Source organism: Nostoc sp., from assembly GCF_036917415.1.
Taxonomy (GTDB): domain Bacteria; phylum Cyanobacteriota; class Cyanobacteriia; order Cyanobacteriales; family Nostocaceae; genus Nostoc.
Genome location: NZ_JBALDJ010000105.1, coordinates 1 through 21865 on the forward strand (window position 1 = coordinate 1; position 21865 = coordinate 21865).

Genomic DNA, 21865 nt, shown 5'->3' on the forward strand with positions numbered 1-21865 from the left:
TTTATTTGCTTGACGCAATCCACTTGCTGTATAATCGCTTTCAAACTATAATATTTTCAAGGTTCGGTGTCTTTCAAGCGTCGCTTTTTCGCGCTCCGCTTCCAGCACTTATTCAATATAGCGAACCTAATTCATTGTGTCAACTATTTTTCCCAAAATTATTTTGGTTTGTTTTTCTGTCTGCTGAAACTGCCCACAGTGCCGGGTTATAGGCAACAATGGTTTATGCACTGTGTTGACTAAGGATGGAACAAGCGTGAATTTTCAGTCGGTAATAAGTTTATTGCATCATTTCTGGGGCGATCGCGGTTGTCTTATTGCCCAACCCTACGATATTGAAAAGGGAGCTGGTACTAAGAATCCCCAGACTTTTTTAAGAGCATTGGGGCCGGAACCTTGGGCTGTTGCTTACGTTGAGCCTTGTCGTCGTCCTACTGATGGACGCTACGGCGAAAATCCCAACCGCTTCCAACACTATTATCAGTACCAAGTTCTGATTAAGCCATCACCAGATAATATTCAGGAGATTTATCTTGATTCGTTAAGAGCTTTAGGTATTCGTCCTCAAGACCACGATATTCGATTTGTAGAGGATAACTGGGAAGATGCAACTGTGGGAGCTTGGGGTACTGGGTGGGAAGTATGGTTAGATGGGATGGAAGTTACTCAATTTACTTACTTCCAACAGTGTGGAGGAATTGATTGCCGTCCTGTGTCGATTGAGATTACTTATGGATTAGAGCGGCTGACAATGTATCTTCAGCAAGTAGAAGCATTTACTAAGATCCATTGGACAGACAATATTACTTATGGCGATGTTTTCCTGCAAAGTGAGATTGAGCAGTGCACATACAACTTTGAAGCGTCAAATCCTGAGTTGCTACTGACATTATTTAATTTATATGAGCAGGAAGCTACCCAATTGACGGAGCGAGGATTGGTATTGCCTAGCTTAGATTATGTAATGAAGTGTTCGCACACATTCAATCTGCTGGATGCTAGAGGTGTTATTTCGGTGACGGAGAGAACTCGCTATATTGCCAGGATTCGCCATTTGGCTAGGAAGGTAGCTCATTTATATGTTGAGCAAAGGGAGAAGTTGGGTTTTCCGTTACTCAAAAATACTGTGAGTTCAACAGGAAGCCCAATATCCTAAAGGATGCGGCTAGATCCGAACTAAGCACAGCTTTGTGTAAAATAATACTTTTTAAAGCCAGAGGAACGCAAAGTAAAGGCAAAGGTACCAGAGTCGTGGCAAATTTAATTCACTACGATTTTGTGTTCTGTTTATCCTTGTGGCGCTGAGGTTTAAGCTAGGTATATTTTTTTTGATGTGGCTTCTGCTAAAGAACAGAAATACGGTTAAATATTGAATCTAGAACATTAAAGCTACAAGGATAAGGCCCGCCTGTGCGGGCTTTGTTTATATAAACTTGATGGACTATACTCACCACAAGCATAAAAACTTTTCGCTGTTGCTGATTTTAAAAGATAAAAAGCTCACGCAGAAGTGCTTCAAGCACAGATAATAAGAGTTTGGAATATTTTGTTTTTGATTTCATAACTAAATTCAGCAACGCCGATTTTTCTTTATTGCTGCCCTATCTATATTTAAACCATCTGCAAATTTTGATTTCCAGGTGCTTTTACAAAAATCTTATGATTCAAACCAGTGGTGTAATTATTTGTCTTGGCTACATTTTTGGGTTGCTGTTTACAGCAGTTCCTTGGGGTGGTGTGGGGATTTTGGTTCTGGGGATAGTGGGAGCAATTCTTTTTAAAAGACGCACCATACTACAGCAATTTGCTCAGAAACCAGAAAATGCTGGAAGCAAAAAAAAGGCAGTGCCTAATACTTGGCAAACTCCCCATCCTCGAATATGGCTAGCTGCTGGTTTGGTGGGATTATTGGCAACTTTATATTTTCAATGGCGAATACCACAACCGGGTGCAAAAGATATTAGTCAGTTTGTCCCACCTGGAAATAGCAGCAATCAAGAACAACTTGTGATTGTACGTGGCGAAGTGGCGAGTAATCCCCGCTTAACTCGCAGTCAGCGAGGACAATTTTGGCTGCAAACGACTCAGTTAGATGAAGTTAAAAATGATAAAGGTTCAGCAGGTGTCCCACAAGGGGTTACAGGCAAATTGTATGTGACAGTCCCTATACTTCAGGCTACTGGGTTATACCCTAGTCAACAAATTGCTGTGACTGGGATTTTGTACAAACCAAAGGCGGCTTCTAATCCTGGTGGTTTCGATTTTCAGAAGTTTCTCAAGCAGGAAGGAACCTTTGCTGGTTTGATTGGGCGACAAATAAATGTTTTGGATCGGGAACGTAAATGGGGATGGTGGCAAATTCGGGAGCGGATTGTGCGATCGCAAGTTCGTTGGTTAGGTATTCCTGAAGGTCCTCTTGTCAGTGCAATGGTTTTAGGCAGCAAAGCTGTTGATTTACCCTACGATATCCGCGACTTATTTGTACAAGCTGGATTAGCTCATGCTTTAGCTGCTTCCGGGTTCCAAACTTCTTTGATTTTGAGCGTGATTTTACAGTTAACGAAGCGGGCAAGAAAAGGAACCCAATTTACCCTTGGGTTTTTGGCTTTAATCATTTTTCTGAGTTTAACAGGGTTTCAACCTGCGGTTCTCAGAGCCGTAATTATGGGTTTTGCAGCATTAGTTGGTCTGCTATTAAAAAGGAAGGTAAAACAGTTCGGATCGTTACTATTAGCAGCAACTCTGCTATTAGTGTTTAATCCTCTATGGATTTGGGATTTAGGTTTTCAATTGAGTTTTTTAGCAACATTAGGATTAGTTGTAACAGTACCTGCATTAGTCAATCGCCTAGCATGGCTACCACCTGCGATCGCTGCTTTGATTGCTGTTCCCCTAGCTGCAACTATTTGGACTTTACCTGTGCAACTCTTTGTCTTTGGAGTTGTACCATCTTACAGTCTGTTGCTGAATGTAGTTAGTACTCCATTAATTTCGATCATTAGTATAGGTGGAATCATCAGTGCGTTAGTAGGTTTAGTTTGGACTGACGCAGGAAGCTTCCTAGCCGGCGTGTTACATTATCCTACTGATTGGTTAATTAAACTAGTAGATTTTTTTAGCAATTTACCTGGAAATTCTGTTGCGGTGGGCAGCATATCTACTTGGCAGCTTTTGGCTATTTATATACTAATTATATTGGTCTGGCTAGTGCGTTGGTGGCAAAGGCGGTGGTGGTTTGCTAATATGATTGCGATTTGTTTAGTATTTATCCCACTTTGGCATTCTAAAAATACATTGTTTAGGATAACAGTCTTAGAATCTGGGACAGAACCAATTGTAGTCGTTCAAGATCGAGGTACTGTAACTGTCATTAACAGTGGTGATGAAGGTACAGGACGTTTTACAATTATACCGTTTTTACAACAGCAGGGTGTAAATCAAGTAAATTGGGCGATCGCAACTGATTTTCAAGGTAATGAAAGTAATGCTTGGTTTGAATTAATGCAACGTTTACCAATCAATAATTTTTATGAATATTCACCCCAAATAGATAATTCCATTACAACTCAGGCTATTCAACAGGAACTACAAAAACATCAAGGAATTTATCAACCTTTGGCAGTTGGTCAATCTGTGAAAGCTGGTTCGATAGTAGCGCAATTAATCAACGACCAATTACCAATTTTACAATTGCAAATTTTAGATCAAAATTGGTTATTAGTAGGTAATGTTAAATCTAAAGAGGTACAGCAACTAGTTAAAAATGGAAGTTTGCCTCGACCGCAAGTGCTTTGGTGTGCGCCTGAGTCATTAAAAGATTTAGTTATTGCTCTGCAACCACAAGTAGCGATCGCTTCTTCTGCTAACTTTGATCCAAAAACTTTATCTGAACTGAATCAAAGCCAAACTAAACTGTTCTTTACAGGACGAGATGGGGCTATTCAATGGACTCCTAATGGTCAGTTTGAGGCGTTTATTGAATCAACAGAAAATAAGTCATCTGTTTTATAAAAAACTCACAATTTTAGTAAATTCAAAAAAGTTGTATCAAATTCTATGACAATTTATTTTTACAGTACTCGTGAAGAATATGGTTGTTTCTCTAACTTTTCGTGTGGTAAACCAGAGTGATGAAAGATGCATCCTGGTTTTGGGAACACTAGATTTAGCACCAGACTTCCCAGGAAGGAGTTGATGTCTAAAGGCGAATGGAATAACAGATCGAAAAATACAGTTACCCTGGAATTACCCATAACATACCTAAAACCAGTGAAGCGTAATACAATTACCCATGAATTTGACTCTGGTTCACAAGCAGAAATAATACCTCCACAAGAAAGTGATGACCATTTGTCAGAAGCGTCCAAGCTACTAAGGCAAGGAATTCAACAGCAGCAAGGTGGCGAATTAATAACGGCTATGAAGTCTTTACAACAATCCTTGGGGCTGTTTCAAACAGTTGGCGATTTAGAAAAACAGGCACAGGTACTTTCTTTTTTAGGATTGGTAACTTACAGCACTGGAGACTACAAAGGTGCTATATCTTACTCCCAAGAGTGTCTGTCTTTGCTCAATAACACCTCAGATTTAGGATTGCAAATGCAAGCACTTTCCCATTTAGGCAATGCATACCGTCATCTGAATGACCATAAAAAGGCTATTGAGTTTCTAGAAAAATGTTTGAAAATAACGCAGCAACTGCAAGACAAACGAAGTCAAGTTGCGGCACTCAATAATTTGGGATTAGTGTATAAAGCTTTAGGCAACTTTACACAGGCTATTGAGTATCAGCAGCAAAGTCTAGAGATTGTGCGGGAACTCAAAGATAATTGGGGCGAAGAACAGGTACTCAAGAATTTGGGTAATGCTTGGTATGCTTTGAACAATTACCCAAAAGCGATCGCCTATTATGAGCAATGTGTAGTCCTATCACGCTCCTTAAAAAATGTTCGCAGTGCTTCTCAGGTGCTAAAGAATCTGGGCAATGCTTGTTATGCTTTAGGTGATTATACCAAAGCGATTAAGTATTATGAAGATCGGTTGCAATTAGCTAAAGAAATTCAAGACAAGCGTAGTGAAGAACAGTCTTTAAGTAGTTTAGGAGTTGCTTGTGAAGCTTTGGGTGACTATAACAAAGCAATTACATATTATGAAGAACGTTTGCTGTTAGCTAGAAATCTCACAGATCGTCGTAGTGAAGAACAAGCTCTTGCCAGTCTGAAAGTCGCTTGCTACGCCCTGGGTGATTATGCCAAAGCTATGCAATATCAGCAGGGAACATCTTCAAATAGTTAAAAAGTAAGATTGGAAAACAATTCAAAATTACTCGCACAGATCAATTCCCCTGATTGTCTTTTGTAGTTGGAGATATACGAGAGCTTGTAATGTATCTACTTGAGGAAATTCTCCGTAAAAATTACTCACACTCCAGAAGGGTTCGGGTGTTTCCAATACTATTGTGCGATCGCCCCACTGTTCTAACCAAGGTAACAATTTTTGTGGCGCTAATGGAGTACATAACCAAACTGCTGCTGGAGAAAGTGCTCTCATGGCAGTTGCTGCTACCGCTATTGTCATACCTGTAGCAATGCCATCATCAACTAAAATGAGCGTAGCATTCTCTGCATTCACCTGCGGACAAGCAGGAATTAATTGAGCTTCAAGAGACTTAGCTTGCTCGATCGCTTTATTTAAAGCCACTTCTCGCCACCGCAGATCGTGTTTAGAGCGAAATAGCTTTTGATCCGCCCAAAGAACATTTCCAGAAGTAGTCACTGCACCAATGGCTAACTCTGGATTTTCTGGATGGCTAATCTTTTTTGCCACAACAATTGTCAACGGACAATCCAAAAGACGTGCTATTGGTGCTGCTACTGGTATACCTCCTCTTGGCAAAGCATAAACAATTGGTACAGGCTTTACCCCAGAATCAATAGTTTGCTGAGTCAAAATATCATGAATTACTTGCGCCAATAACTCACCTGCATGGGTACGATCGGCGAAAATTGGGGTATGTGACATGGTTTCCCCCAGCATCTTAAGACAGCACTGCTTTTATCATGACTGAATTTTGTCTCAAATTAACTGATACAATAAGATTTGTATAAATAATTAAGTATTCAGCAAAAGTTTATTGTTCCGATCAATATCCAGCCAGAGGGTTATTTAAATCAGATATGATAGCTGGCGCTGATGCCAAAATCCTGACTTTCATGAGCAGCGAAACCCAACTCAGCCTCTTCGACGACTCAAGTTTTAATCAACGAGAACTGATTCCTACAGACGCGAAAATTCCGATCGCTCCCGGAACTTATTCTGCCATAACGGAGTTGACACAGCATTGCGATCGCTGTCACCGTTGTGCGTTGGGAGACACTCGTACTCATGCTGTTGTCGGACGTGGCAATCTCAAAGCACCAATTATGGTTGTGGGAGAAGCGCCAGGTCAAAATGAAGACGAAACTGGCTTACCATTTGTAGGCAGATCGGGACAATTGCTAGAGAAAATTTTGGCATCAGTGAATCTGACTACTGAGCATGATGTATACATAGCCAATATAAATAAATGTCGCCCACCAGATAATAGAGTTCCCACTCCTGTAGAAGTAGCGGCTTGTCTACCCTACCTACTAGAACAAATTCGCTTAGTTGACCCCAAAATAATTCTGTTAACGGGTGCAACTGCTGTCAAAGGGATCACTGGCGATAAGCGGGGGATTACGAAAATTCGTGGGCAGTGGCTGGAGTGGGAAGGGCGTTTATGTATGCCAATTTTTCATCCTTCCTACTTGCTGCGTAACCCTTCTAAGGAAAGAGGTGCGCCGAAATGGTTGATGTGGCAGGATATCCAGGCAGTGCGTGCCAAGTTAGACGAAATCCAAAATAACAGCTAGAGATTTCCCTCCTGAAGAGGCACTTATAGCCGTAGTCATATAGGTTAGGACATAATGACAAGCGTGAATGTCAGGAAGAGTAATGTTTTTACCTCCTGCCTTCTGCTATATATAAAACTTAATTTTCTCCTAACGCATTAGGGACGGTTAGGGAGGGGTAAAACTGAAGCTAGCGCGCCTCTTGACAAGGGGCACGCTAGCACGGGTGAGGTACTTTGGTTATTGGGAATTGAGCAGACTTGATATTACCTTTTACCTTTTAGACGCGAAATTTCAAGTCTCTATTCGTCGTCGAAATCATCTTCGTCGTCTTCCTCTTCTTCCTCGTAATCGTCGTCGTCTACTACTTCGTCAGCAATTAATTCATCTTCTTCATCTAGAATTGACCTTTCTGCACGTCTGCTGCCAAAGCCAGATTCTCCAAGAGTAGGAGAATCTAAATTATAGGTGCGAGCTGTGCGATCGTCTAAGACCATATCTAGGGGATCGTCAACTTCATCCAACACACTACTGGTAATTTCAGTAGCATAGTCATCGATTGCTCCTGGTTCTTCATAGGTATTGTATCCAGTACCCGCCGGAATCAATCGCCCGATAATCACGTTTTCCTTTAATCCGCGCAGCCAGTCAGATTTGCCTTCGATAGCGGCTTCGGTGAGTACCCGTGTTGTCTCTTGGAAGGACGCGGCGGAAATAAAGCTGTCGGTGTTCAAGGATGCTTTAGTGATTCCCAACAATACTGGGGTATACTGTGCCCTCGCACCGCCTGTAATTGCCATAGCTTCGTTCACCTGCTCGACTTGGCGCAGTTCCACCAATTCGCCGGGAAGCATTGTGGTGTCACCACCATCATCAATCCTGACTTTGTTGGTCATCTGGCGAACAATCACTTCAATATGCTTATCGGAAATATCAATCCCTTGAGATTGGTACACCATTTGCACTTCATTCACCAAGAAGGTTTGTACTTTTTGCAAGGCAAGGCTAGCACAAGCATAAATTCCATCTTCAGAACCCAAGCTAAAGAAGATTTCCAAAATTTCGTGGGGATTGGATGGCCCATCGGTCAACGGTTGTCCCGCTAATACTGTTGATCCATCTGGCACAATCAAATTTTGTCCTGGCCCCAGAGGATAATCTGTCACCACGCCATTTGATTCTACGACTTTGATGGCGATCGCTTCATCACCATCACCGTAAACTACCTTAACTTCTCCGCCCCGCCGACATAAGATGCACGCTTCTTTCGGTTTACGAGCTTCAAGTAGTTCTTCAATCCGGGGCAAACCTTGAATGATATCTCCGGTTTTGGCGCGTTCAAATACCAGCAACACCAAGTTATCACCCCGTTGTACCAAATCGCCGTCTTCTATCTGCAATACAGCACCAGGGCTAACTCGATAAGGGCGACCGATACGGGTAGTAATAACGTAGTTTTTAGTACTCAAAGCTGATTCCCCACCAGATGCAGCAGTGACACTTTTAATATCCACTACTTGCCCTGATTCTGGGGTAAAAACTCCAGGAGCAACTTCTGTACCTTCTACTAGCAAGTCACCCACTTTTACCTTTGGTTGAGTACTAGTATTAATGGGAAGCCTGTCAGCGTCGCGCAACACCAAACAGCGACGCACGTTTTCGGTTCCTTTTTGAACACCTCGTACTTCCCCGCCTTCTTTACACAAGATTTGGGTACGTGCGACTACAGAACCTGGGGCGATCGTTAGCCCATCGTGTACTTCAAGTGTCGTCTGGGTACTACCTTGGGTGGCATCGGCGGTAATGTCTCGACGAATTACCAAGGATTCCAAAATTACTAGTTGTAAACGTTGAACTTCTGGGTCTTCGGTATCCTCTACTAATTCAATATCTGCTGCCAGGGGTGAAGCATTATGGTCTTGTTCCCCTTCTTGCTCAATTTCTAGCACTAGCTGGGTTCGCAGCAGTTCTACACCTTCAACAGATTTGACGCGTTCTGAATCTTTATAAGGTAGTCGTTGCACTGCTCTTAATTGAATCGATCGCCCGGTTTGTTGACTTACCGATGTAGTTGATGGCACATCTGGATTATCAGGGACGGCAAACTCAACTACTGGACGGCTTAACAGGGCGGGCCCTTCTGGTGTCTCTACATACTGGATATAACGCAATTCCGTGGCGACATTGCCTTGGAATTCCTCACCTGGTTGGATAAAGGTGTTATCTCGCCCGATAACTGATTCGGGATCGTCCACCATCAGGAGTTCTCCTGGCTTCACGACTACTTCCCGCAGGATGTCGTTTTTCTGGGTTACTTCTACCACACCACTGTTTTGGCAGAAGATATCCTTCACTACTTCGGTGCCAGCTTCGACAAACTGACCGTCTTCCACCAACAGTAAGGAGATGTCTTTATTAACTTCGTGGCTTTCTTCAGGAATCCACAATAAGGTACCGCCCTGCACGACTTCATAACCCAGCTTGGCTTTACCTTTTTTCTGGACTTCGACACCCGCGAATTTCAAGAATCCACCAGTAGTTGTGCGATAGCGGTCATCAATTAACTCAGCTACTACTTGACCATTTTGCACTTTTGTGCCTGGTGTAGCCCGAAGGTTAAATACCTGGTTGTTGCCAGTAGAAACTAAGTAGTTATTGCGACCTTGAGAACTTTGGACTGTCACGGTTGCCTGGTCTAAGACTACAGAAGCAGTGATAATCTCAATTTCCCTGGTACTCTTACCTGGGGTAGCTTCGGGTAAGCGTACTACACCGCCGTGCAAACTGGTTAACTTGGTTTCTGCTAAAACTCCATTAGAAGCGATCGCATCACCATTTTTCACCACCAATTCTGCACCAGGCGGCAAGTTGTAAACTTCTCCAGACAAAATCCAAATCAAACCACCCCGTGCGGCTGTAGTTGTGGTATTACCTTGACGGTCGGTTTTTTGTTCTGGAACTACTTCGGCAAATTGCACTTCCCCTGCCAAGTCAGAGGCAACATCTTTAACTGCTTTTTCTGTATTAGTCCGAGTTGTGCGTCCACCGAGGGCAACCTCTGCCAACAACTGACCTTGTTTTACTTGATTTCCATCAAATACATATAGTGTTGAACCTTGAGTCAGATGAACTTCTTGGTTTTCTGGGGTAACGTCACCTACTTTTTTTGGTTCCAAAAGCATGATGCCATTAGCTTCAACATAGAGCGCATCTTCCCCGTGGCGGGTACGATAAGTTCTGGTCTTCAGTTTGCGGGGAAGCTTAACAGTTCCATCGATTTTAGAACGAACTTGTTGCGCTACTTCCCCGGTAAACACACCCCCCGTGTGGAATGTCCGCATGGTTAACTGGGTACCAGGTTCGCCGATACTTTGGGCAGCAATAATCCCCACAGCTTCGCCCAAGTCCACCATTTTGGCGTGGGCCAAACTCCAGCCATAGCAGTGTTGACAGACAGAACGTGCGGCTTCACAAGTTAGTGGCGATCGCACCACAACTTCTCCTACCCCAGATTTTTCAATTTTCTTCGCTAATTCTTCAGGAATTGGCGAATTGCGTGCTGCAATTACTTCTTTTGTTACCGGATGCACCACATCTTCGCCAATTACCCGTCCCATCAAGCGGGTTCCTAAAGGAATCAAGGTTTTGGCACCTTCTGTCATTGGTCGAATGCTAAGACCTCTGGTAGTACCACAGTCAAATTCCCGAATAATTACATCCTGGGATACGTCCACCAAACGGCGAGTGAGATAACCAGAGTCAGCTGTTCGCAACGCAGTATCCACCAATCCTTTTCTGGCACCGTAAGACGAAATAATGTATTCCGTCACTGTCAGTCCTTCACGGAAGTTGGTTTTGATGGGCAAATCGATAATTTCCCCTTGAGGATCTGCCATCAGTCCCCGCATCCCCACCAATTGCCGAACTTGAGAGATATTACCCCGTGCACCGGAGAATGCCATCATATATACGGAGTTTAGGGGATTAGTCTTCTTGAAGTGAACGACTACTTCATCTTTCAAAGCTTCACTAGTACCGTTCCAGGTATCGATTACCTTTTGAAAGCGTTCTACTTCCGTGATTTCTCCCCGTTGGTAACGGGTTTCAGTGGCGCGAATTTCTTCTTCGGCTGCTTCTAAGAGCAATCGCTTAGTTGGCGGCACCATCAAGTCATCTACACTGATGGAAACTCCTGCTTTGGTAGCGTACCGAAATCCCAAATCTTTCAATTTGTCAGCCATTACTGCGGTTCGCGCCGTACCATAATACGTAAAGGCCCAAGAAATTAAATTTCTTAACTGACCTTTATCAACCACGCGATTGCGAAAAATCATTTTTTCGTTAGTCATTAGTCATTAGTCCTTGGTCATTAGTCATTAGTCATCAGTCATCAGTCATTTGTCATTAGCAAATGACAAAGGACAAATGACTAGCTTGCTAGTGCTTCCTGAATAGCATTATTGTAAATAACGCGACCTGGAGTTGTGTAAATATATTGAGAAATTACATTGCCTTTAGCGTCTTGTCTGACTCGGCGGAACTTATAGAGTAATGTGCGGGTACCATCCTCGTTTTCCGTCACTTTCAGGGGTTCCGTATCCGGTTGGTCTGATTCTATTTCACCGTCAAACCGCACGTAAATATAGGCATGCAAGTCAATTTGCTCTTGCTGAAAAGCCATAATTACATCTTCTAGCGAAGAAAAGTATTTTCCTGCGCCTTTTATCGCACCGGGATTTTCTGCTGTTAAGTAATACGCCCCCAACACCATGTCTTGGCTAGGGGTGATGATGGGTTTACCTGTGGCTGGGGACAAAATATTGTTAGAAGCCAACATCAACAACCGCGCTTCAGCCTGACTTTCTAATGACAGCGGGACGTGTACCGCCATTTGGTCGCCGTCAAAGTCGGCATTAAATGCTGGACACACCAGAGGATGCAGTTGAATCGCTCTACCTTCTACTAAAATCGGTTCAAAAGACTGAATACCCAAGCGGTGCAACGTTGGTGCCCGATTTAGCATTACAGGGTGTCCTTCAATCACTTCTTCCAGCACATCCCAAACACTGGGATCGTTGCGAGATATCAACTTTTTCGCAGCTTTGATGTTATTTACCATACCGCTACGAATCAGGCGGTTAATCACAAATGGTTGAAATAGCTCAATCGCCATTTCTCTGGGCAAACCGCACTGGTGAATTTTCAGCTTTGGTCCGACAACAATTACCGAACGTCCAGAGTAGTCAACCCGTTTACCTAACAAGTTTTGTCGGAAACGTCCTTGCTTACCCTCAATAATGTCAGACAAAGATTTCAGGGGTCGGTTATTTGCCCCTACCACAGTGCGTCCCCGACGACCATTGTCAATCAAAGCATCCACTGCTTCTTGCAGCATCCGCTTTTCATTTCGCACAATAATCTCTGGTGCCAAAATTTCTTGCAAGCGTGCCAAACGATTATTGCGGTTAATTACCCGCCGATATAAATCATTTAAATCGCTGGTGGCAAACCGTCCGCCATCTAACTGCACCATGGGGCGCAAGTCGGGGGGAATCACGGGAATGACTGCCATTACCATCCACTCTGGTTTGGAACCAGTAGCGATGAAGTTATCAATCACGCGCAGTCGCTTAATGAGCTTGGCCCGCTTTTGTCCCTTGGCATTGCCAATTTCTTCCCGTAGGCTTTCCGCTTCTTGTTCTAAATTAATATCGGCAAGCAAACGCAACAGTGCTTCAGCACCAATACCTACCTCTACGCCTTGCAGCTGAGAATCTTCGCTATAAATTTGGTCTTCTATTTCCAACCACTGGTCTTCACTCAGTAGCTGTTTGTAAGTTAAAGTTTCGGCATTACCTGGACTTAGGACAACATAAGAGTTGAAATAAACAATCTGCTCGACATCCCGCAAAGGCATATCCAACAGAATGGAAATATAGCTAGGAATGCCTTTGAGATACCAGACGTGAGCTACTGGTGCGGCGAGTTTGATATAGCCCATACGGTGGCGACGCACCCGTGACTCGGTGACTTCTACCCCACAGCGCTCACAGACAATACCTCTATGACGGACTCTTTTATACTTGCCACAATGGCATTCCCAATCTTTAGCAGGGCCAAAGATCCGCTCGCAAAATAAGCCATCCATCTCTGGCTTGAGAGTTCGGTAGTTAATCGTTTCTGGCTTAGTAACTTCTCCAACTACTTGACCATTGGGCAATGTTCTCTCGCCCCATTGGCGAATGCGTTCAGGGGAAGCCAAGCCGATTTTTACGTAGTCAAACTGATTAGTTTGGGCAGGTCTCATATTTAGTCATTAGTCATTAGTCATTAGTCATTGGTCATTGGTCATTAGCCATTAGTCCTTTGCTAATGACAAAGGACTAATGACTATTGACTATTGATTATTCGTCATCTTCCAGCGATTCGCGAGAAAGAGATTCGTATGTGGGTCGAGGAGGTGTGCGACGGGCTGATTGGTCTGCCATCAAATCGACTTCCACATCTAGGGAACTGCCGTCTGCTTGGGTTTCTACTTTATGTACGGCAATGTCTAATCCCAATGATTGCAACTCGCGCATTAGCACCTTAAAGGATTCTGGAGTTCCAGGTCGAGGAATTGCCTTACCTTTAACGATCGCATTTAACGCTTCATTCCGTCCTTGCATATCGTCAGATTTAACTGTGAGCAATTCCTGTAAGGTATAAGCTGCACCAAAGGCTTCCAATGCCCACACTTCCATTTCTCCAAACCGCTGACCACCTTGTTGTGCTTTACCACCCAAGGGTTGCTGAGTTACCAGTGAGTATGGGCCTGTAGAACGGGCGTGGATCTTATCATCCACCAAATGCACCAGTTTCAGCATATAAGCCACACCGATGGTAATTGCTCGGTCAAAGGGTTCGCCTGTACGACCGTCATACACCATGATTTTGCCTGGATTATCTGGGTTATATACCCAGTCTTTGCCTGTTTCGTCTCGTGCTTCTTGCAATTTGCCATGCACGATTCGGCGAGATGACTCTTCACCGTACATTTCATCAAAGGGAGTAATCTTAAATCGTACTCCCAAGGTCTGACCAGCCCAACCCAAGAGGCACTCAAATACTTGTCCGACGTTCATCCGACTAGGTACGCCCAAGGGGTTGAGTACAATGTCCACAGGTGTTCCATCGGGCAAATAAGGCATATCTTCCGCTGGTAATATCCGAGAAATAATCCCTTTGTTACCGTGGCGTCCTGCCATTTTGTCGCCAACTTGGATTTTGCGTTTTTGCGCAACATAGACCCGGACTACCATATTGGCTCCTGGTGGCAGTTCATCGCCTTGTTCGCGCGTAAACAATCGCACATCAACTACGCGACCTTTTTCACCATTTGGCACTCGCAGCGAATTGTCTCGCACATCCCTTGCTTTTTCACCGAAAATGGCACGCAACAGTTTTTCTTCTGGCGGTTGGTCAGATTCACCTTTGGGTGTGACTTTTCCTACCAAAATATCACCAGCTTCTACCCACGCTCCAATCCGAATAATTCCCTGTTCATCCAACTGACGCAAGGCATCTTCCCCGACGTTGGGAATTTCTCTAGTGATTTCTTCTGGTCCTAGTTTTGTCTGTCTAGCTTCAATTTCATATTTTTCAATGTGAATTGAGGTGTAGACATCATCCTGCACCAGTCTTTCAGAGATTAAAATTGCGTCTTCGTAGTTGTAGCCTTCCCAAGGCATATAGGCAACGACGATATTTTGTCCTAGCGCCAATTCACCGCCTTCGGTGGAGGAGCCATCAGCCAATACCTGACCAGCAACAACCCGTTCCCCAATGCGGACGAGAGGTTTCTGATTTAAACAGGTGTCTTGGTTGGAACGTTGGTACTTGGAAAGGATGTACTTAATTTCTGGGGTATTAGGTTTAGGACGGACGCGAATTTCTGTAGCATCTACATAAGTGACATCGCCATCGGTACGCGATACAATCACCATCCCAGAGTCTCTTGCTCCTTGCGCTTCCAAACCAGTACCCACCAAAGGACGCTCTGGTTTGAGCAGAGGGACTGCTTGCCGTTGCATGTTCGATCCCATCAGCGCTCGGTTAGCGTCATCATGCTCCAAGAAAGGAATCATGCTGGTCGCTACCGATACAATCTGTACGGGAGATACTGCTACGTAGTCCACTTGTTCTGGTGTTGTGGTGGAAAATTCTTGGCGATATCGGACTGGCACTTGCGGCCCAATAATGTGCCCAGTTTCATCTACAGGAATATCTCCCGGAGCAACCCGCAAATCGTCTTCTTCATCGGCTGTCATGTAGGCTGGAGGTAAATCAAATCTAACTCGCCCATTTTCTACAGGTCTAAATGGCGTTTCTAAGAAGCCGTACAGGTTTACCCGTGCATGGGTTGCTAAGGAGCCAATCAATCCAGCGTTGGGGCCTTCTGGTGTCTCAATCGGGCAAATGCGTCCATAGTGACTAGGATGAATATCCCGCACAGCAAATCCAGCGCGTTCGCGGGTTAAACCACCAGGACCAAGGGCACTCAGACGGCGTTTGTGGGTCAGTTCTGCTAGGGGATTGGTTTGATCCATGAACTGACTTAACTGGCTAGAACCAAAGAATTCTTTAATTGCTGCTACCAATGGTTTGGGGTTCACCAAGGAAGCAGGAGTCAGCACTTCGGCATCAGATACTGTCATCCGTTCCCGAATTATTCTTTCTAGTCGGTTTAAGCCCACTCGCACTTGGTTTTGTAGCAATTCCCCGACGCTTCTCACCCGCCGATTGCCTAAATGGTCAATGTCGTCGATATTACCAATGTCATATTCTAGGTTTATCAGGTAATCTACGGCTGCCAAAATATCGCCAGGAGTCAACACGCGCATGGTGTCTGGGACAGAAAGGCGCAATTTTTTGTTCAGCTTGTATCGTCCGACGCGACCAAGGTCGTAACGTTTCGGATCAAAGAAACGGGAGTCTAAAAGTTGTTGTCCACCCAAGACTGTGGGTGGTTCACCAGGACGCAGTTTGCGATATAACTCCATCAGGGCTTCTTCTTCAGAGAATTGCCCTTCTTTTTCAATGGTCTTTTGAAAATATTCGGGGTGGCGTAAGGCGTCAAAGATTTCGTTGTCTGATAACCCTAAAGCCTTTAGGAGTACTTGCGCTGAGAGTTTGCGGGTTTTGTCGATGCGTACCCACACCAAATCGTTACGATCTGTTTCAAATTTCAGCCATGCTCCACGGTTGGGAATGAGACTGGCAGAATAAGTACGTCGCCCGTTTTTGTCGATTTCTGATTTGTAATAAACCCCTGGCGATCGCACTATTTGGTTGACAATTACCCGCTCGGCTCCGTTAATAATGAACGTGCCGCGATCGGTCATCAAAGGCAAATCCCCAATGAATACCTCTTGCTCTTTGATTTCCCCGGTTTCTTTATTAATTAGACGTGTGGGAACATACATTTGGACAGCATAAGTACTATCGCGCCGTTTAGCTTCTTCGACACTGTACTTTGGCTCCTTGAGTTTGTAGTTATGACCCAAAAAGTGCAGTTCTAATTTACCCGTATAATCTGTAATAGGACTAAAGGAGTTAAGTTCTTCTATCAGCCCTTCTTCTAAAAACCAGCGAAAGCTTGACCGCTGGATTTCAATCAAGTCGGGTAATAGAAAGGCGGGTTCCATATATGTTTCTTTAGTCATGCCTCTTCCTTTGTCAACCTGGTTAAATTTTCCCTTGGACACTGCTGTTTGACGCTTCCCACTGCTAGCCAGTGTCCTTAGCTGTTTGGGAACTTTTTCTTACACACTGGTGATTTACATCTGTGGGCAAACGCAGCGATTAAATCTGGCTGGAATGAGCAATTTTCACAAGGAAAATTGCCCTTAATAGGGACTAAGTAATGGGTACTGGGTACTGGGCATTAGGGGAGCATGGGAAAAGTTGCTGAAAGTCTTTCCCCTCTGCATCTCATGCCCAATGGAGCCATTCGCTTTTCCTGTCAAACACGCTACGCATAGTTTGCTTAAGAGTTTTGGCAAAAGTTGGCAAAGCTGCCCAACACGCTGGCTCCCCAATGCCCATTTCAAATAGAATATCCAGTTAAAATATTCCTGAATTTGATTTACTTTTTTCACTTCCCCTCCAAAAAGCGCGTTAATTCGCTGACGCAGCTCCACACAGTGGGTTTTAAATCCACCCCGCTGTTGATACTCTCAGTGATATTTTAGATATCCTAAGACTTAGGGAACGATCTGCACCTTGTCGATTTTGAATCAGAATTACTTCATTTTGCTGGATTGTACTCACAAGGCAATTTTTGTTTAACGATTTTGAATAGGTTTAATACAAAGTAAACCGATGTTGTGCAAAAGTCTAGCTCAATTTAGGTTGGCACAGTTAGTCATCTGGGGAAAGCATCCGCTTGTAGAGATTTTGAGGATGGCTAAGCCATAACAGCATGGAAAATCAGGATGAGAAGTTTTATGTTCCTTCCTTTATCATTATGGCGCAAGCAAAATGTTTTTGAGGGAATAATACTAGCATATTTTTGTCCCCTATAAGTTTATTCTTTTTTACACAACTTAACAAAAGATACTAGGACACACTTGATATTGACAAACCGAATAATTCACAGGCATTTTGGGTGGTTTGATGGGCGATCGCCTCTACCGTTTCATGACGCAGTTTAGCTATTTGTTCGGCTACATAAAGTACGTAGGCAGGCTCGTTGCGCCTCTCGCCCCGTTTCGGAACTGGAGCTAGAAATGGGCAGTCTGTTTCAATCAGTAGGCGATCGCTACTTACCATTGCAGCAGAGGATTGGATTGCTTTAGCATTTTTAAACGTTACCGTACCGCTAAAGCTTATATAAAAGCCTAAATCGAGAAACCATTGAGTTTCTTCAGGTGTTCCTCCCCAGCAATGCATCACACCGCGCACTGTTTCTCCTTTGAGTTGCCGCCATTTTTGCAACACTTCTTTGGTTGCCACAGCAGCATCACGGCAGTGGATAATCACTGGTAAGTTTAGTTCAGATGCGATCGCCAACTGGGACTCGAACACCATATACTGTTGTTCATAGTTATCAGCTTTGTAAAAATCCAGCCCCATTTCTCCAATTGCTACCACATTTGAGTCAGAACTCGCTAAAGTTTTGATTTTCTCGGCTGTCTCGCTATTCCATTTGTCAGCATCTAAAGGATGTAATCCTACAGCAAAACTAATTTCGGGAAACTCTTGGGCTATCGATTGAATACTGGAAAACTCCTTCGGGTGAACACAGGAATGCACTAAACGCACTACGCCTGCTTCTTGCCACCGCGATCGCACTGTTGCTAAATCCGGCTGGAAACTATCAAAGTTAAGATGTACATGAGTGTCTATCAGTTGCATCTTTTGTCCTTTGTTGTTTGTCCTCGATCCTTTGTCGTTTGTTTTGTTACCAATGACTAATGACTAGGGACAAATGGCCAATGACTACTCAGCTGTTTGTGTGAGGGGTTTTAATCTGTGAGCCAATCTTGACTTTTTCCTTGCCCCATTGTTTGGGTGAAGAATACCTCGTTTGATCGCCTTATCAATTTTGCCGTAAGCCTCGGATAACCGAGCTTGCGCTTCTTGTTTTAATTCTGGGGTAGGATTAGCTGTATAAGCAGCTACAGCATTGAGGTATTTCTTCATCAGCGTCTTGACTGCTGATTTGTAAGATTTATTACGCAGTCGGTTACGTTCTGCGATTTGGGCACGCTTGAGAGCAGACTTTGTATTCGCCACAGTCAATTCCAAAAATACGATTATTAATTATGTAAACACACTACTAGACTTACTAATATAGCATCTAAATTGCCAATGTTATAATTTACTAAAAAAATTATAGGATTAGGTATTGGGCATGAATGAAAATCAATAATCTCTACTAGCCAATTCAATATTTCCTCGATTTAGGAAATGCGTTAAAATAAAATACATCTAAATAACTGTCACCCTAACTCATCACAACCTGATTAAGCAATGTGATTGCCAAGAAATATAATTTTTCCGTAAACCAGATGTATTATTTAGAGGCATGAACTGTAAAGAGCTAAATCTCAGGGATTCTCAAGTATAGAAACGATATATCGTGCCTGTACAGACATTAACTAGTAAAAGTTAGGGGAATAAGTAAAAATTATACTCAGACCCTAACCACTGTAAATTCAGGGGATTAGATGTGTAAACATACCATTTGCACCCCACAAGGATTGAGGGAAAGGGTGTAAGAGGAGTGGGAAATGGCACACCTGCTTCCTGCCGCTAGCTAGTCAAAGCATATCGGATTGAGCAATTAAGTCGCCTTCTCAAGCAAACTATACGCTGGTAGCCTTGAGAGTATCAAAAAAATCCAGGTTAAGCTAGAGAAGAGAATTAGAGTCAGCTTGCACACCCCAGTGGGTCAAGAGCAATACTAAATCTCAGGTGGCAATATTAAATTTTGGCATTGTCCTTACTCCATGCTGCGAATTATTACTCAGCAGGCAGACGTTAGAGCAGAACTACAACGGATCTGCGAGCGCACCCATGACGAACAGGTACTTCACAAAGAAGCAACGGTGCGGGAAATTTTGCAAGCAGTGAAGCGCCAAGGCGATAAAGCTGTATTGCATTACACGGACGAATTTGACAAACAAACGCTCAAAGCAGAAGAACTCCGAGTTACAGGCTCGGAATTGGATGCAGCCTATCAGCAGGTATCAAAGGAGTTGTTGGGCGCAGTTCGGCTAGCTTGCCGCCAAATTGAAGCGTTTCATCGTCAGCGAGTACCAAAAAGCTGGGTACACTTTGGTGACGATGAAGTAGTACTGGGCAAACGCTACACCCCTGTAGACCGAGCCGGGTTGTATGTGCCTGGTGGCCGTGCCGCCTATCCCAGTACAGTGCTAATGAATGCAATTCCGGCTCATATTGCTGCTGTACCCCACGTGGTGATGGTAACACCACCAGGACCAGGGGGTGCTATTAACCCAGCAGTCTTGGTAGCTGCCCAAGAAGCAGGGGTGCAAGAAATTTATCGCATTGGGGGCGCACAAGCGATCGCCGCTTTAGCTTATGGTACAGAAACGATTCCGAAAGTGAATGTGATTACTGGGCCTGGTAACATTTATGTCACCCTAGCGAAAAAACTTGTCTATGGCACCGTCGGTATTGATTCTTTGGCAGGTCCTAGCGAAGTGCTGGTGATTGCCGATGAAACCGCAAATCCAGTACATGTAGCTGCTGACTTGCTGGCCCAAGCCGAACACGATCCAATGGCGGCAGCGATTTTGCTGACCACAGATGCTGCTTTGGCGAAAAACGTACAATTAGCTTTGGAAAGACAGCTAGTGGATCATCCACGGCGAATAGACACAGAAAAAGCGATCGCTCACTACGGCTTGATTATCGTTGTGGAATCGCTCCAAGCCGCAGCAGAACTCTCAAATGAATTTGCCCCCGAACACCTGGAATTAGAAGTCAAAGACCCTTGGGCACTCTTACCACAGATTCGCCACGCTGGGGCAATCTTTTTGGGTTACTCAACACCAGAAGCTGTAGGAGATTATTTGGCAGGCCCTAATCATACCTTGCCAACTTCTGGTGCTGCCCGCTATGCTTCGGCATTGGGTGTTGAAACTTTCCTTAAACACTCCAGTATTATTCAATACTCCCAAACTGCACTGCAAAATGTGGCTGGTGCCATAGATGTGCTAGCAACAGCAGAAGGTTTACCTTCCCATGCTGATTCAGTCCGACGCCGAATTCAGCAAGAATAGTGATTTGGAATGCTTAATTTTTTCTGATAACTCAAAGTTTGGATAGCGATACCTACGGTAAGCTATGCTAAAGCACGCCATTTGCTATCCTAACTTCAATCACCCTTAAGCGTCCACAAGTCGGGCATTGCCGACTGTAGTTTCTGGGAGAGGGTTTTCCTTTCCCAGAAAAGTTGCTACAACCCGTTCGCATGAAAGTGGCGTAAGACTAGCTGACCGATGGCGTAGCCTTAAATATATAAATTAAGTTGTCAGATAAAAAATTAGTTTAGTGTCATTGCCGACTAATTTTGCTAGATACTTATGTATGTAAGGGGTCTACTCTTTAGGAGACGAGAGCAGTGCTAAATAGTGTTTTGGTAGCTCTGGACGGTTCGGATATTTCAGAACGAGTAATTGAAGCTTTAGATTATTTGGTGTTTTCAAAAGACGCCAAGGTTATTCTCTGTCATGTGTTTCTCACACCAGAGTCAGAAATGGAACTACCTGCCGATCGCCCTCAACCAGAGTCCCCAACGTTTTCTTATTTTCATATTGAAAAGCAACTGCAATTATATCAGGAAAAGTTATCAGCCAAAAGTGAGTTAGAGTTAGTAACTGGCGATCCCGCTGAAGAGATTATTCGTCTTGCCAATATTTATAAAACTGACTTGATCGTAATTGGCAGTCGGGGCTTGATGGGGATGAAACGAATTGTTCAGGGTTCTGTTAGCAGTCAAGTTGTAGAAGAGGCTAATTGTTCAGTGTTGGTCGTAAAACCAAGGTAAAGATTTGCAAGGGGAAGCAATGGCTATAATCACCCCAAAATTAACCTTTGAAGAATACCTGAAATATGATAATTGCACTGATAGCTGCTATAAATTGGTCAAGGGAAAACTAATTCCCATGAGTCTAGAAAGTGGACAATATGATGCACAAGGGTTTAAAAATTTTAACATATCAATTCTGTGTTCTCTGCGTCTAGAGGATGTCTGAAAAGTTTTTTGTATACACCGAACGCTCAGAGATCCCCCTAAATCCCCCTTAAAAAGGGGGACTTCAAGGCTCTTATTCCCCCTTTTTAAGGGGGTAAGGGGGGAGCAACCAATATTTGATACTTCTCAGACATCCTCTCAAAGTCGTTAGATAAATTACTTTTAAACTGCACTGCCACAGAGAAGGACACTTGCATGAGCGGGTTTCCCTACTTGAGCAAAGTGT

At 43.9% G+C, this 21865-nt stretch carries 13 protein-coding genes; 7 read left to right on the forward strand and 6 right to left on the reverse strand.

Going from position 1 to position 21865, the window contains the following annotated elements; all coding sequences use genetic code 11:
• The first annotated feature begins 256 nt into the window (after positions 1-256).
• The 3 genes from glyQ to V7K41_RS22635 all read left to right on the forward strand — a co-directional run bounded on the left by glyQ (position 257) and on the right by V7K41_RS22635 (position 5295).
• A complete protein-coding gene (gene glyQ / locus V7K41_RS22625) occupies positions 257-1156 on the forward strand; it encodes a glycine--tRNA ligase subunit alpha (RefSeq protein WP_334851822.1) in 900 nt (299 codons plus the stop codon).
• A 503-nt stretch (positions 1157-1659) separates the two neighbouring features.
• Positions 1660-4011, forward strand: coding sequence for a ComEC/Rec2 family competence protein (locus V7K41_RS22630; protein ID WP_334851824.1), 2352 nt, complete (start codon positions 1660-1662; stop codon positions 4009-4011).
• Between the two features lie 183 nt (positions 4012-4194).
• Complete coding sequence (locus V7K41_RS22635; protein ID WP_334851826.1) at positions 4195-5295, forward strand: tetratricopeptide repeat protein; 1101 nt, start codon at positions 4195-4197, stop codon at positions 5293-5295.
• Between the two features lie 27 nt (positions 5296-5322).
• Here the strand turns inward: V7K41_RS22635 and V7K41_RS22640 are convergent, their stop codons facing one another.
• Positions 5323-6021, reverse strand: coding sequence for a phosphoribosyltransferase (locus V7K41_RS22640; protein WP_334851828.1), 699 nt, complete (start codon positions 6019-6021; stop codon positions 5323-5325).
• Positions 6022-6212: 191 nt separating this feature from the next.
• Between V7K41_RS22640 and V7K41_RS22645 the strand changes: the two genes are divergently transcribed.
• The gene (locus tag V7K41_RS22645) at positions 6213-6893 is read left to right on the forward strand and encodes a uracil-DNA glycosylase (protein ID WP_334851892.1); all 681 of its coding nucleotides are present in this window, start codon (positions 6213-6215) and stop codon (positions 6891-6893) included.
• 281 nt (positions 6894-7174) lie between these two features.
• Here V7K41_RS22645 and V7K41_RS22650 read toward each other — a convergent pair whose 3' ends face one another.
• From V7K41_RS22650 to rpsT, 5 genes are all read right to left on the reverse strand, one after another.
• The gene (locus tag V7K41_RS22650; protein WP_334851830.1) at positions 7175-11221 is read right to left on the reverse strand and encodes a DNA-directed RNA polymerase subunit beta''; all 4047 of its coding nucleotides are present in this window, start codon (positions 11219-11221) and stop codon (positions 7175-7177) included.
• A gap of 80 nt (positions 11222-11301) precedes the next feature.
• Positions 11302-13179: a DNA-directed RNA polymerase subunit gamma gene (locus V7K41_RS22655; protein ID WP_334851832.1), complete on the reverse strand. Its 1878-nt coding sequence runs from the start codon at positions 13177-13179 to the stop codon at positions 11302-11304.
• A 97-nt stretch (positions 13180-13276) separates the two neighbouring features.
• Positions 13277-16576 (reverse strand): DNA-directed RNA polymerase subunit beta, encoded by a 3300-nt coding sequence (gene rpoB / locus V7K41_RS22660; protein ID WP_334851833.1) that lies wholly within the window; start codon positions 16574-16576, stop codon positions 13277-13279.
• Between the two features lie 895 nt (positions 16577-17471).
• Positions 17472-18269, reverse strand: a complete 798-nt coding sequence (locus tag V7K41_RS22665) for a TatD family hydrolase (RefSeq protein WP_334851834.1) — start codon at positions 18267-18269, stop codon at positions 17472-17474.
• Positions 18270-18353: 84 nt separating this feature from the next.
• Complete coding sequence (gene rpsT / locus V7K41_RS22670; RefSeq protein WP_334851836.1) at positions 18354-18650, reverse strand: 30S ribosomal protein S20; 297 nt, start codon at positions 18648-18650, stop codon at positions 18354-18356.
• A gap of 716 nt (positions 18651-19366) precedes the next feature.
• Here rpsT and hisD point away from each other — a divergent pair.
• The 3 genes from hisD to V7K41_RS22685 all read left to right on the forward strand — a co-directional run bounded on the left by hisD (position 19367) and on the right by V7K41_RS22685 (position 21640).
• Complete coding sequence (gene hisD, locus V7K41_RS22675; RefSeq protein ID WP_334851838.1) at positions 19367-20665, forward strand: histidinol dehydrogenase; 1299 nt, start codon at positions 19367-19369, stop codon at positions 20663-20665.
• Between the two features lie 341 nt (positions 20666-21006).
• The gene (locus V7K41_RS22680; protein ID WP_334851840.1) at positions 21007-21432 is read left to right on the forward strand and encodes a universal stress protein; all 426 of its coding nucleotides are present in this window, start codon (positions 21007-21009) and stop codon (positions 21430-21432) included.
• A gap of 19 nt (positions 21433-21451) precedes the next feature.
• Positions 21452-21640, forward strand: coding sequence for a hypothetical protein (locus V7K41_RS22685; RefSeq protein WP_334851841.1), 189 nt, complete (start codon positions 21452-21454; stop codon positions 21638-21640).
• Positions 21641-21865 lie beyond the last annotated feature (225 nt).

Excerpts from the sequence above, each read along its gene's own strand:
- V7K41_RS22685 (WP_334851841.1), top strand. The coding sequence starts at position 21,452 with ATGGCTATAATCACCCCAAAATTAACCTTTGAAGAATACCTGAAATAT.
- rpoB (WP_334851833.1), bottom strand. The coding sequence starts at position 16,576 with ATGACTAAAGAAACATATATGGAACCCGCCTTTCTATTACCCGACTTG.
- V7K41_RS22640 (WP_334851828.1), bottom strand. The coding sequence starts at position 6,021 with ATGTCACATACCCCAATTTTCGCCGATCGTACCCATGCAGGTGAGTTA.
- V7K41_RS22665 (WP_334851834.1), bottom strand. The coding sequence starts at position 18,269 with ATGCAACTGATAGACACTCATGTACATCTTAACTTTGATAGTTTCCAG.
- V7K41_RS22645 (WP_334851892.1), top strand. The coding sequence starts at position 6,213 with ATGAGCAGCGAAACCCAACTCAGCCTCTTCGACGACTCAAGTTTTAAT.
- V7K41_RS22635 (WP_334851826.1), top strand. The coding sequence starts at position 4,195 with ATGTCTAAAGGCGAATGGAATAACAGATCGAAAAATACAGTTACCCTG.
- V7K41_RS22650 (WP_334851830.1), bottom strand. The coding sequence starts at position 11,221 with ATGACTAACGAAAAAATGATTTTTCGCAATCGCGTGGTTGATAAAGGT.
- V7K41_RS22630 (WP_334851824.1), top strand. The coding sequence starts at position 1,660 with ATGATTCAAACCAGTGGTGTAATTATTTGTCTTGGCTACATTTTTGGG.
- V7K41_RS22655 (WP_334851832.1), bottom strand. The coding sequence starts at position 13,179 with ATGAGACCTGCCCAAACTAATCAGTTTGACTACGTAAAAATCGGCTTG.
- hisD (WP_334851838.1), top strand. The coding sequence starts at position 19,367 with ATGCTGCGAATTATTACTCAGCAGGCAGACGTTAGAGCAGAACTACAA.